A 12,660-nucleotide genomic window follows, 5' to 3' on the forward strand; every position below is an offset into this window, starting at 1 on the left:
TTAAAGTTCCTCCCTAGAATGTTTTTGTTCTAATTGTTGTTTGCGTTGCTTAAACTTTGTATAGAAATCCAAAACAGCCTGACCCCATTGAATGGCTTGAGAAACTGTTTCAGCATTTCGACTAGTTTCCGCGTTCACTTTTGTTGTCACTTGTCTAACCGATTGGTTAACCGACTTTAACGATTCCCCTAAATCTTTCGATGAGTCGAATAATACTTGAAGTGAATCGGACTTACGTTGAACATCATCAGCTAAAGCATTTGTTTTCTTTAATAGCTGTTCTGACTCTGTTGTGATACCTTTCATCTGCACTTCAAGTGATTTGATCGTTGCTGAAGTTTGTTCTAATGTCTTTGTTGTTGATTTCAGCGTTATGATTACGTAAATAACAAAAAGTGCAATTGCTATCGCAATAATGAATACACTTATGTATAGCAAAGCCTCCAATTAGCATACCCCCTCCTCTTGTTCTTTACCCAATTTTACTATCTTAAAACAAAAGATTCAAATTAGGGGTTGGAAAAAGTAATTCGACACGTGCACTTGAATTCCTTCTTTCTTCAATACTTTCTTGCACGATTTATAGGTTAAAAACACCGTATAAAACGAATTCAACTCACTTGCTTCCCAAGTTGAATAATGCAAAATAAAAAAGGTAACCGGTTTTGTCGGTTACCTTTTCTATACCCTCAATTTACACAAACTATGCATTAGCCGCTTTTTTTCTGACTAATCTCATATGCTTTTTGATATTTTTGTATATCACCGGCTCCCATGAATAAAAGTACTTCATGTTCATGAGCTTGCAAACCGTCAATATCCCCTTCATTCATTAGATGACTTCCATTAATGAGCTGTTGCAGCTGCTCGATCGTAAGGGAACCTTGATCCTCTCTCGCTGACCCAAAAATATCACACAAATAAACCGTGTCTGCTTGACTAAGTGCATCCGCAAACTCTTGCAAAAAAGCTTTTGTTCGTGTAAAAGTATGTGGTTGAAAAATCGCTGTTACTTTTCGATTTTTATATTTTTTCTTCGTCGCTTCAATCGTTGCCGCAATTTCCGTTGGGTGATGCGCATAATCGTCAATCAAAATTTGCGAGCCGAATACTTTTTCACTAAACCGTCTTTTTACACCTGCAAATGTTTTTAAGTGCTTGGCTACATCCTCATACTGAAGACCTTCATAATGACATAGCGTAATAATCGCTAGGGCGTTCTTCACATTATGATCGCCAAAACCAGGAATTAAAAACGTGCCATAAAGATCACCACGAATATAAACATCAAATACGGTGCCCTCATCCGTGCTTTTAATCTCTCTTGCTTGAAAATCATTGTCTTCATTTAGCCCGTAATACAGAATAGGTACATTGGCTTTGAGCTCTTGTAAATGTTCATCATCCCCACAAGCAATGATTGCTTTCTTTACTTGACTAGCCATTTCCTGAAAGGCATCAATCACGTCTGTTACACTCGAAAAATAATCTGGGTGGTCAAAATCAATATTCGTCATAATACAGTAATCAGGAGAGTAATTTAGAAAATGACGACGATATTCACACGCTTCAAAAACAAAGTAGTTAGAGTTACTCGTACCTTTACCAGTTCCATCACCTATCAAGTAAGAGGTGGGTTTTATTGAACCTAATACATGAGCAAGTAAGCCAGTAGTCGATGTTTTACCATGAGAGCCTGTAATAGCCACACTGGTAAATTGTGAGATAAATGTTCCTAAAAACTGTGGATAGACATCTACTTTTAAGCCTAACTCGCGCGCGCGAACGATTTCTTCATGTGTTTCTCCATATGCTGCTGACATAATCACATGCTGCTGTTCCTTAATATTGTCTGCTGAAAAAGGGAATAAAGGAATCCCTTTTTGTTCCAATGGTTTCTGGGTGAAGATCGTTTCTGTAATGTCCGATCCTTGAACGTCTTCTTCCATATCATCTAATATTTGTGCCAATGCACTCATACCAGAGCCTTTAATTCCGGTAAAATGGTATGTTGTCAATGATAAAGCCTCCAATCTAAGCCCTAGGTTTCTCTAGGTGCAGATCCAATCACTAAATTTCCGCTAATAATTGTTAGTATATGCCGTAACCTTTAAAAGGTCCGATCAATCATGCTAATCCATCACTTTCCAATACATATCATATATAAATTTTATGCATTTCTCAAGTTCAAGCTAAATCTGATTCCTTTAACTGTTCCTCCGTAGCAAGCACCGTTCTTGGCTTGCTTCCCATAGCACCCGATATAACGCCTCTTTGCTCCATCATATCGATAAGCCTTGCTGCTCGATTATAGCCTACACGAAATCGACGCTGAATACTCGATGCTGAAGCAGTACCTTGCTCAACTACAAAGTAGCAAGCATCCTCAAACAGTTCGTCTGCCTGTTCAGTTTGTTCAAAAACCTTTTCTATTGTCTCACTCTCAAATGCATAGTTAGGTGTTCCTTGCTTTTTCACATAATCGATGACTGCTTCAATTTCGTCGTCTGATACAAATGTCCCTTGAACTCGTACAGGTTTTGAAGCACCGTTTTCATGAAACAGCATATCGCCTTTACCGAGTAAGCGTTCGGCGCCTCCCATATCCAAAATGGTTCTTGAATCAGTTTGAGACGAGACTGAAAACGCGATTCGAGTAGGAATGTTCGCTTTAATTAATCCTGTTATCACATCAACAGAAGGTCTTTGCGTAGCTAAAAGCAAATGAATCCCACATGCTCGTGCTTTTTGAGCGATACGGCAAATGGCATCTTCAACATCTTGCGGTGATACCATCATCAGATCAGCTAGCTCATCAATCACGACAAGAATGTATGGTAGCTTTTCATAACGTTCGTTATACTTCTCAATATCACGAACTCGCATTTGACTAAAGAGCTCGTACCTTCTTTCCATTTCTTGTACAACCCATTTTAATGACGCTGTAGCTTGCTTCGGATCTGTAATAACTGGCGCAAGTAAATGTGGTATATCGTGATAAGGAGCCAGTTCAACCATTTTCGGATCAACTAAAAGAAGCTTTAATTCTTCTGGAGAAGCTTTGTACAGCAAGCTAATTAAAATCGAATTAATACATACACTTTTCCCAGACCCTGTGGCTCCTGCCACAAGTCCATGAGGCATTTTATTGAGGTCTGTCACAACCGGATTACCAGATATATCAAGCCCCAATGCTGCAGTTAAAGGAGAAGATGGGTTTCGGAATACATCTCTTCGCAAAATTTCTCTTAACATAACTGGATTAGAAGTTCGATTTGGCACTTCAATGCCAATGGCGTTCTTACCTGGAATTGGCGCTTCAATTCGTATATCTTTAGCAGCAAGTGATAGCTTGATATCATCAGTTAGATTCGTAATTTTATTCACTTTTACGCCTCGTGCAGGTTGGATTTCAAAGCGAGTCACAGCTGGTCCTTTAGTACGATTGACCACTTTCGCATCCACATGAAAACTTTGAAGTGTTTCCTCTAGTAAAGTAGCCTGTTCATCAAGCCAAGCACTATCATCATCAGTCATTCGCTCTGGATATAAGAGCAATTTGAGTGGTGGCGGTTCATAGGCACTCGTTCTTTTTTGCTCTTGATTCTCCTGTTTTCTCCTGCGATCTGTCGGCAACATCAACACATTAAACGGAATGTCTTTTCTATGTTCTTTAGAATCGTTCCCTTTAGAGGGTGCCTGTTTCACTTGTCGCTGCTGTTGACGTTCTGATGTAACCAAGTGATGATCTTGTTCTTTCAGCTCTACTTCAGCTTGTTCCAAAGTTTCACCATCAGTTTGGTTCAGTTCCTCTTCCTGTACCGCAGTTTCCTCATTAGCTTGTTTGAGCTCTCCATCTTTTTGTACAATAATCACTGCTTCAGCTTGGTTCGTTTCTCCGCCTTCTTGTTCCACAGAGTTCGTATGTTTCACTTCTATTTCTGCTTCTTCCACAGCTTCAGCTTGTTTGAGCTCTCCATCTTCTTGTACACTAATCTCTGCTTCACCTTGGTTCGTTTCTCCGCCTTCTTGTTCCACAGAGTTCGTATGTTTCATTTCTATTTCTGCTTCTTCCACAGCTTCAGCTTGTTTGAGCTCTCCATCTTCTTGTACACTAATCTCTGCTTCACCTTGGTTCGTTTCTCCGCCTTCTTGTTCCACAGAGTTCGTATGTTTCACTTCTATTTCTGCTTCTTGCACAGCTTCAGCTTGTTTGAGCTCTCCGTCTTCTTGTACACTAATCTCTGCTTCAGCTTGTTTAAGTGCTGTATCCTTTGCTCCAGCAGGTTTGCTCGACTTCAGGTTGGACAAAGCGGTTCGATCTTCTGTATGAAGACGAGTTGATTCTTTTTTGTTATCTGAACCGTATGTAGCTAGCTCTTCAGCTCTTAACTCTTCTTCCTCGACCGACTGCTCTGACGTCTCCATGACGATCGCACCGTCTTCAACACGTTCCACATAGCCTTCATCCTCTTCTAATGCAGAAAGAAAAGACTGCTGAACGACTTGTTGATCATTCTCTTTACTTTGATGATTATCCTTTTCATTCATACGCTCCATAAATGTCTGTTGAGACTGTCGCGTATTACGCAATAACCAATTGTAATCACTATTATCTCGTATTGGGTCTTTAGGAAGTCCATGTACAGGTGATGGCGTAGCTGTTGGTTTAAAATTGCCCTGAAAGAATGTTGTATTTGCTACGTTCGTCACTCGATTATTCGGGCTCGTTTTTTTTGAGCGCTTCCCACTATTTTGCTCTGGTTTATCTAATGTCTCTTTAGTACCTTTGTCACTATGATACGCATACCCATAATAAAACGTCATGCGCGCTTCTTCTAATTCTTCCTCTTGGGTATTTTTACTACGCGTTTGTTCACTACGTTCGCCATCATTCGACGTATTTATAGGGTCTGAATCACTTTCTTCATCATCCCCTTTAAAAAAACGTGCCCATTTGTTCCAAATACTCATCTCTTCACCACCTGATGTAAAAAAGCTGGCAGTCGTGGAGAAAGCCAGCCCCCTTTACCATTATAAAAATGCAGACCCTACAACTCTATCCTCAGGTAAAACAAGTATGCCTTTTTCTGAAGAGGCATCTTGTAGGCCTAATTCTTTTGCAGAGCAAATCATTCCGTGCGACTCTTCTCCTCGCAATTTTGCTTCTTTAATAACCATACCACTTGGCATAACTGCACCAACTTTGGCAACAACGACCTTTTGACCTGCTTCTACGTTAGGAGCACCACAAACGATTTGTACGGTTTCGTTCCCTAAGTTTACACGGCACACAGACAACTTATCGGCGTTTGCGTGTTGTTCGCAGGCTTCGACATAGCCCACAACAAATAAAGGCTTCTGCTCTAGGTCAAGTTTAATAACTTGGCCATTATCCTTGGCAGCTTTTTTAAGAAGTGCTTGTACCTCATCTGTTAAGTCAATCGCACCTTCACCGCTAATTACTCCGTAGTTTGAAGCATTTAACACATTTATTCCCACTACTTCTCCAGATTCACGTTTACTAATTTGTACGAAGTCACCATGTTGCTCAACGAAACGATCGTCGATGCCTACTTGCTCTTTTACAAGTAATAAAACATCACCGATTCCTTTTTTGTTATAAAAAGCGTTCATTTTCTTCTCCTCTTGCTACGATTACATGTAGCGTTTCTAGTATACTTAATCATGCCCGAATGTACTATCGGTCTTTAGGCTTTTTTTGCGCCAAAATAAAAACAGGTTCAAGTTCACCGTTTTCAACTGCGAAAGGCAATGCCGTCACCGGGATGCGGCCTGTCCTAAAAAATTGTAAGGCCATTTGTCCTAACACATCATAACCTGTATGATTTTGAATATCTGCAATGATTAAAGAGTCTTGATGAGGAATTGCCATAGCAAGTTCCCCTTTAACCTGTTGTTCCATCTTTTCAATAAATGATTGATCGAGCACTCTACTTGCATCATAACCATCGTTTGCACTAACAAAGTAAAACGTATTTCCCGCAACCTCGTCCTGTTTTAACGGACAATCAAGTGATCGCACGTTAAACAGTGCAATTTCTTTTAATTCTTTTAACCCTATTGGACTGTTTTCTATAAGTTGTTCATCAAGTAGCGTGTATGTTTCACCTAAATCAAGCGCGTAATAAATTCTTGTTTCCGCCGTGTGCTCATCAAAGACTAGTTTTTTACCGTCCTTCGTTTCTTCTGGAAATGAAGCCGCACGAATAACTGGGAAGATGTGTTTTTCTTTCCCTTCGAGCGAAATTTGCTCTTTCATTGATTCTAATCCAACTCGTACATGCCGAATGGCTTCATCAATTGCATCATATTCTTTTCGCTCCCACCTTGCTAGTAATGGTTTAAGCGCTAATGTCACACCTTTATTAATAGACGGATCCTCAACTCGCAATGTGCTCTCTTTATGATCATAACGGATGGTCCAGCCATCCCGTTGCAGTTTGTTTTCAATTTGTTTTCTAAAGGTTTGAAGATTCAACGTTAACCCTCCTTCTCTTTCTAAGTTTAACATGAATGTGGTCAAACGAAAAAGCTAGGAGGTGTTTTCACCTTCCTAGCCAACTTTTGTTTCCGCTTCTGTTAAGAATGTTTGAATTTCCTCTTCCGTTTTACGATCTTTTGAAACAAATCTCGCTACTTCTTTTCCTTCTGAAAAAGCAAGAAAGCTCGGAATACCAAAAATATCATGAGCAATACATACATCCAATAGTTTATCTCGATCAACATAATAGAATGTAAACGTCGGATAATCCACTTCTAATCGTGGTAGAAATGGTTCAATCACTCGGCAGTCTGGACACCAGTCAGCAGAAAATAGAAATACAGCCGTTTCCGTTTCTTTAATTTTATTAAATTCTTCAACACTTGCTACATGTTCCATTTTTAGCACCTCATTTTTCATTTTGCATTAAATTCATGTCATTTACGTTTATCCAGCCTTTCGCTCTCATCCATTCGGATAGAAGGAGTGCAATGATAGCTGGTATCACTACATAGCATACTACAACTTGGGCGAAAAGCAACCAGCTAAACCCCATTTCTGTAAAAGTCATAATTGGTCCAACGAGTCCACTCGTCCCCATTCCTGCTCCTGCAGCGTTATTTACTAAACCAAAGCCAATTGTTCCGATTGGTGCGGCTACAAGGCTCGCCATAGTAGGTGGAATAAGTATTTTGGGATTTTTTATAATATGAGGTATAAGAAGCATTGATGTGCCAATACCGATAGACAATAACCCACTTACACGATTATCACGGTAGCTTGCTACTGCAAACCCGACCATTTGACCGGCACAACCAATGGCAGCAGCAGCAGCAGCCATTCCCGTTAAATCAAGCATAATTGCTATTGCAGCACTAGAAATCGGTGCTGTTAGTGCCAATCCCATTAACACAGCGACAATGCCGCTCATCACAAGAGGAGATTGAGTTGTCGCCCACGTGATCGTTTCACCTATCGAAAGCATCACAAATTGTATTGGCGCACCGAGTAGGAATGCTACTGTATAGCCAGTAACAATTGTTACGATAGGTGTCACCAGAATATCAATTTTTGTTTCACCTGCAACAAGCTTCCCTATTTCAGCACCTACAACAGCAGCAACAAAACTTCCTGCTGGTCCTCCAAATAGTGCACCAGCTGCTCCACAGACAACTGTCGCAAGCACAACAAAGTTTGGAGCACCTAATGCTAATGCCACAGCAGCACCAATAGCCGCGCCATATAAATCCATTGTGAATTGTCCAAGTTCAATCACGTGCTCAAGCTGAAACTGCTCCCCGATCGTTCGAATAATAATGCCAATAATTAATGTCGCAAACAAACCAAACGTCATTTGCCCCATTGCTTTTATAAAATAGGTACGAAGAGATGGGTTTACACCTTTTTTAGTTAAAAACGCTCGCATCGCTCACACTCCAATAGTTAATCAATACCTTATCTAGAATACGATATGTCTTTTCATGTGACAAGACATTTAGAAAGGTTTTATTTTCTTTTTTTAGGATATCCATTACTATAGAGAAATAAGGGAAAAAAGGAGCATCTATATGGAACTGACTGTTTATTTAGCTGGAGAAATTCATACCAACTGGCGAAAAGAGATAAAGGAACTGGCAAACAAGCAAAACTTACCATTACAGTTTAAAGGACCAATGGAAAACCATGACAAAAGTGATAAGATCGGCGAAATGATTTTAGGAGAACAGCCCTCAAAAATACTGACGGATGAAGCAGCTTCTAGCATTAACAACTTACGCACCCAACTACTTATAAAAAAATCAGACGTGGTTGTCGCTTTATTTGGAGAAGAATATAAGCAATGGAACACGGCTATGGATGCGTCAAGAGCAATGGAAGCCGGCATTCCTGTCATTTTAATCCGACCTAAAAAACTGCATCATGCTTTAAAAGAGTTAGCGAATAAAGCCCAAGTAGTCGTCGAAACGCCTGAGCAAGCGATTGAAACCTTAGCTTATGTATTTGCCGAGAATTAATCTTCCATAAAAAAAAGCAATCGCTTTAAGCGATTGCTTTTTTTACTGATTGAATTGAAACATACCATAGCAACTCTCTACAATGTGAGCAAACATTTGTTTGCGGGTGATGCGACCGTTTGTTAATAAGCCAATTGCACCGTCTTTTTTGCCAATGTCATTGCCTATAATATGTGACAATTCTTTTCCAGCTTCAAGCCCTTTATTATACTCCTTCGGTAAAGGGAGACTTAAGCCTGAAGCGGCATAAACGTGTCCACCTTTCGTCACCATAACTCCCCAATTACATAAGTAGTAAACACCTTCGTATAAATAAACGCCGCCTTCCAGACCAATTCCAGCATCAGCGTCGGCCTGTTCTCTCGCAAATTGCGCTCGATTCAACGCCCCTAATTTTGTTTCTTCATTTGAAAATGGCTGGGCTGAAACACCCGAAGGCGCCGAAACAGTCTCGATTTTAATTGGTTCTTTAAGCAACGTTTCTTTGACTGCAAACACTTTTGCTGGATTTTTTGTGCCTACCGCTAACGTAATCATTCGTATGACGTCAAGCTTTCGTATGTTGATTGATCGGTTGATCGAACAAGTTTAATTAGAAGCTCTTTTGCTGCAGCGTAATCATCAACATGTAAGATGGATGAAGATGTGTGAATATAACGTGCGCAGACCCCAATGACAGCAGATGGAACTCCGTCACCTGATGTATGAATACGACCAGCATCTGTTCCACCTGGTGATATAAAGTATTGGTATGGAATGTTATTTGATTCAGCTGTATCTAAAACAAAATCACGCATACCTTTATGGGTAATCATTGTACGGTCGTGAATTCTAACTAACGCCCCTTTTCCTAGCTGACCAAATGCGTCTTTCCCACCAGTTGCATCATTGGCAGGACTTGCATCAAGCACATAGCTTAGATCAGGTTGAATTAAATGCGCTGCTGTTGCTGCCCCTCTAAGCCCGACTTCCTCTTGTACCGTTGCACCTGAGAATAACGTATTCGGAAGAGATTCACCTTTTAATTCTTCTAATAATTCAATTGCGAGTCCGACACCGTAACGGTTATCCCACGCTTTTGCCATAATTTTTTTCGGGTTAGCCATTGGTGTGAACGGACATTCAAGGGCTATCGGTTGTCCTGGTTTTATTCCTAAGGCCACGCAATCATCTCGATCGTCTGCACCAATATCAATATACATTTCTTCAATTGGCATTGGCTTTGAGCGCTGTGCATCTTGAAGAAGATGAGGTGGTGTTGACCCTATAACACCGACAATCGGTCCATTGTCTGTTATAATTTGTACTCGTTGAGCAAGAAGAACTTGTGACCACCAACCGCCTAATGTTTGAAATTTAATTAAGCCCTTCTCGTTTATCGATGTCACTAAAAATCCAACTTCATCCATATGACCTGCTACCATTACTTTTGGACCAGCTGAATTTCCTCTTAATACACCAAACGTACTGCCTAATTTATCTTGAACAATTTCGTCGGTATGCTTTAACAATTCTTGTTTTACGTATGCCCTTACATCATGTTCAAAACCTGGAGGACCTACAAGCTCCGTTAATGCTTTAAACATTTGTTTTGTTTTATCGTTCATTTTGAACCTCCTACAAGCTAGTATCTTTACTATTTTACAAAACTTCATATTGATAAGCTAGCAAATGATTTAAATCCTTATAAAGGCTCATGAAAGAAAAGTTACTTTTCTTACAAAAAATGTGGTATCGTAATGTTGCGTACATAAGAGATGGTTTGGTTTTTATTTTCTACTTTTAGGGGATAGCAATGATTGTCTACTATTCCTGTGCAAATTGGTTCCCACTTTATTTACAAGGAGAGGTTAAATTTGAAACGTTTTTCAATCGGCGTCGGTATAGGTGTGTTAATGGGTGTACTTGCCTCAAGAGCTTGTCAAACGACAGAATTAAAGCCTGAACAAGTTCTTAAGAAAGTGAAAGCTGTAGTAAAGCAAGAATATATCATCAATGGATCTTGGATTCACATGCAATCTGAAACAGTCGAACACCTTGGCTTAACGTATCACGTTTATCGAGGCGGACTCACAAGCTCAACTGTCGACGGACCTGTACAATATGAGTTTGTTGCAGATGTAGAAAGTGGCGTTCTTTTAAAGCTCGATCAAATTTAATAAACAAAAAACAAGCCTATCGTAGGCTTGTTTTTTTAATAAGTTGCTTCTAAACGGTAAATCCGATCGCCTTTTGTTGAGAATTTCTCTTCATACTCTGTCATCATATTGCCTTCCATTTCGCTTTTATGCAAGTCAAGACTTACATTTTTGAATGACATACCGTAGCTGGACATGCTATGAAGAGAATATTCGAACAAGCCTTGATTATCGGTTTTAAAATGAATTTCACCATTGTCTGTTAACATACGGCGATACTTATCTAAATAATAGGGATGCGTTAAACGCCTTTTCGCATGACGAGTTTTCGGCCAAGGATCTGTAAAGTTTATAAATACCCGTTCCACTTCACTTTCAGCAAAAAATTCCTCTATATCACCAACATCTTCACTTAATAACTTCACATTCGTTAGGCCTGCTTGTTCTACGTTTTCCATTGCTGTTAGTAGTACACTTTCGTATCGCTCAACACCAATATAATTAATAGTAGGGTGAGCCATCCCCATTTTTGTCAAAAACTGACCTTTCCCAGTCCCTACTTCAACGTAAATCGGGTGGTCGTTGTTAAACAAATTGCTCCACTTTCCTTTTTGAGTAGTCGGATCTTGAACTACAATAGCAGGGCGCTTGCTTAGTTCTTCCCTTGCCCAGGGCTTATGTCTTAAACGCATTGCAACAAACTCCTTTTCGCTAATACATGTATATTTTTCATTTTTTTACTTACGCTATAAAAAGGAGGGATCGTATGCCTTTATCAACGAACGACAAACTTTCATTAATAAAAGATTTATTACGAAGCCACCAATCTGAACATTTTCTTACTCAAAACGAACGCGAACAGCTTACGCATCTATTGTCTAATCTTGCGGATGAAACAACACTTGATTCGCGTATTTCTGATACCATTTCGCAAATTTCAAGTGCGAATCATACAGACACGCTAGATGCTCAAGCAGTAAATATGTGGATAGAACAATTATAATTGGCTTATTTCCTAGGAAATAAGCCAATTTCTCTCAAACAAATAGCTCATCTTTTTATAGATGAGCTATCGATTAAATAAGACAAATTTTTTTCATAGCTACGTACTTGTTCTTCATTTTGTCGACTATGGTGCCATAATAATTCTGATATTGAATGTGCAATCATATACCAATACATTCGTAACTGTAACGAATCCGTCAGCTCTTCTCCGTATGAGTGGAGCCAGTCCTCCCATTCACCCTCTGGGATATACGTGTAAAGCAATAGCCCTAAATCAAGAGCAGGATCGGCAACAGTCGCACCGTCCCAATCAATTAAATATAGATTATCATGTTCATCACGCATCCAATTGTTATGGTTAATATCGCCATGACAAACGGCATATTTTGTATCATCAAGTTGTCCAAGGAGTCTTTCTAATTCGCTTAGCCCTCTATCGACGATTTCATTATGAAGACGATAAAGTGAGACTTGTAAGTGCATATTCTCAATCATAACTGACGGAATCAACGGTTTATTACCCATCCGTGTAAACATATCAAGCAAGTCAGCAGACTCATGAATATTAGCTAACAGTTTCGCTGTACGATCATGTCTCATTTCCTTTGCTTTTAGTTCTCTTCCTTGAATCCAGCGCTGTGCGGTAATAACATCTCCGCTCTCCAACCTCTTTGTCCACAATAATTTCGGGACAATTCCTTCAGCAGAAAGAACCGCAAGAAAAGGAGATGAATTTCGCTTTATGAATAATTGATAGTCGCCTTGTCTAGCAACATATGCTTCACCAGTTGCGCCTCCAGCGGGTAAGACATCCCAGCCTTCTCCTAAAAACAATTCCACCAGGTTCACCCTCAATTTCCTTTTCTTTTCTTCCGCTTCCTTACTGCCTTCGTTTAGTATACCTTAAATAAGACTGGAAAAAAAACCATTAAAAAAGCAGAGCACAGCAAAGTCTCTGCCATTAATGATGTAAGCTATAAAAATGGTTACAATTGAA

14 protein-coding genes are annotated in these 12,660 nt (G+C 39.7%); 3 read left to right on the plus strand and 11 right to left on the minus strand.

Going from position 1 to position 12,660, the window contains the following annotated elements; translation table 11 throughout:
- From PQ477_RS01845 to PQ477_RS01875, 7 genes are all read right to left on the minus strand, one after another.
- Nucleotides 1-447 carry a DUF948 domain-containing protein gene (locus tag PQ477_RS01845; protein ID WP_035393898.1) on the minus strand — a complete coding sequence of 149 codons (447 nt, stop codon included), beginning with the start codon at nt 445-447 and terminating at the stop codon, nt 1-3.
- Between the two features lie 263 nt (nt 448-710).
- Nucleotides 711-2,018 (minus strand): UDP-N-acetylmuramate--L-alanine ligase, encoded by a 1,308-nt coding sequence (gene murC / locus PQ477_RS01850; protein ID WP_274272882.1) that lies wholly within the window; start codon nt 2,016-2,018, stop codon nt 711-713.
- Between the two features lie 169 nt (nt 2,019-2,187).
- A complete protein-coding gene (locus PQ477_RS01855; RefSeq protein ID WP_274272883.1) occupies nt 2,188-4,974 on the minus strand; it encodes a DNA translocase FtsK in 2,787 nt (928 codons plus the stop codon).
- 60 nt (nt 4,975-5,034) lie between these two features.
- Nucleotides 5,035-5,637: a YtpR family tRNA-binding protein gene (ytpR, locus tag PQ477_RS01860; protein ID WP_144559370.1), complete on the minus strand. Its 603-nt coding sequence runs from the start codon at nt 5,635-5,637 to the stop codon at nt 5,035-5,037.
- A gap of 64 nt (nt 5,638-5,701) precedes the next feature.
- On the minus strand, nt 5,702-6,502 hold the full coding sequence (locus PQ477_RS01865; protein ID WP_035393892.1) for a DUF1444 domain-containing protein: 801 nt from the start codon (nt 6,500-6,502) through the stop codon (nt 5,702-5,704).
- Nucleotides 6,503-6,577: 75 nt separating this feature from the next.
- Nucleotides 6,578-6,904, minus strand: a complete 327-nt coding sequence (locus PQ477_RS01870; protein ID WP_035393889.1) for a thioredoxin family protein — start codon at nt 6,902-6,904, stop codon at nt 6,578-6,580.
- 10 nt (nt 6,905-6,914) lie between these two features.
- Nucleotides 6,915-7,931, minus strand: coding sequence for a PTS sugar transporter subunit IIC (locus tag PQ477_RS01875; RefSeq protein WP_035393887.1), 1,017 nt, complete (start codon nt 7,929-7,931; stop codon nt 6,915-6,917).
- A gap of 142 nt (nt 7,932-8,073) precedes the next feature.
- Between PQ477_RS01875 and PQ477_RS01880 the strand changes: the two genes are divergently transcribed.
- On the plus strand, nt 8,074-8,520 hold the full coding sequence (locus PQ477_RS01880; RefSeq protein ID WP_035393884.1) for a YtoQ family protein: 447 nt from the start codon (nt 8,074-8,076) through the stop codon (nt 8,518-8,520).
- Nucleotides 8,521-8,562: 42 nt separating this feature from the next.
- On the opposite strand, the gene PQ477_RS01885 is transcribed toward PQ477_RS01880, so the two are convergent.
- Entirely contained in the window at nt 8,563-9,057 is a 495-nt protein-coding gene (locus PQ477_RS01885) for a DUF84 family protein (RefSeq protein ID WP_035393881.1), read from the minus strand.
- A complete protein-coding gene (locus PQ477_RS01890) occupies nt 9,054-10,127 on the minus strand; it encodes a M42 family metallopeptidase (protein WP_060703769.1) in 1,074 nt (357 codons plus the stop codon). The genes PQ477_RS01885 and PQ477_RS01890 overlap by 4 nt, the downstream gene beginning before the upstream one ends.
- Before the next feature lie 249 nt (nt 10,128-10,376).
- Between PQ477_RS01890 and PQ477_RS01895 the strand changes: the two genes are divergently transcribed.
- Nucleotides 10,377-10,679: a hypothetical protein gene (locus PQ477_RS01895; protein WP_035393876.1), complete on the plus strand. Its 303-nt coding sequence runs from the start codon at nt 10,377-10,379 to the stop codon at nt 10,677-10,679.
- Nucleotides 10,680-10,714: 35 nt separating this feature from the next.
- Here PQ477_RS01895 and trmB read toward each other — a convergent pair whose 3' ends face one another.
- Nucleotides 10,715-11,350 carry a tRNA (guanosine(46)-N7)-methyltransferase TrmB gene (gene trmB / locus PQ477_RS01900; protein ID WP_274272884.1) on the minus strand — a complete coding sequence of 212 codons (636 nt, stop codon included), beginning with the start codon at nt 11,348-11,350 and terminating at the stop codon, nt 10,715-10,717.
- A 74-nt stretch (nt 11,351-11,424) separates the two neighbouring features.
- Here trmB and PQ477_RS01905 point away from each other — a divergent pair, with 74 nt between their 5' ends.
- Nucleotides 11,425-11,661, plus strand: coding sequence for a YtzH-like family protein (locus PQ477_RS01905; protein ID WP_035393873.1), 237 nt, complete (start codon nt 11,425-11,427; stop codon nt 11,659-11,661).
- Nucleotides 11,662-11,708: 47 nt separating this feature from the next.
- Here the strand turns inward: PQ477_RS01905 and PQ477_RS01910 are convergent, their stop codons facing one another.
- A complete protein-coding gene (locus PQ477_RS01910) occupies nt 11,709-12,503 on the minus strand; it encodes a phosphotransferase family protein (RefSeq protein WP_035393870.1) in 795 nt (264 codons plus the stop codon).
- Nucleotides 12,504-12,660: the final 157 nt, after the last annotated feature.

This window comes from Shouchella hunanensis, from assembly GCF_028735875.1.
Lineage (GTDB): Bacteria > Bacillota > Bacilli > Bacillales > Bacillaceae_D > Shouchella > Shouchella hunanensis.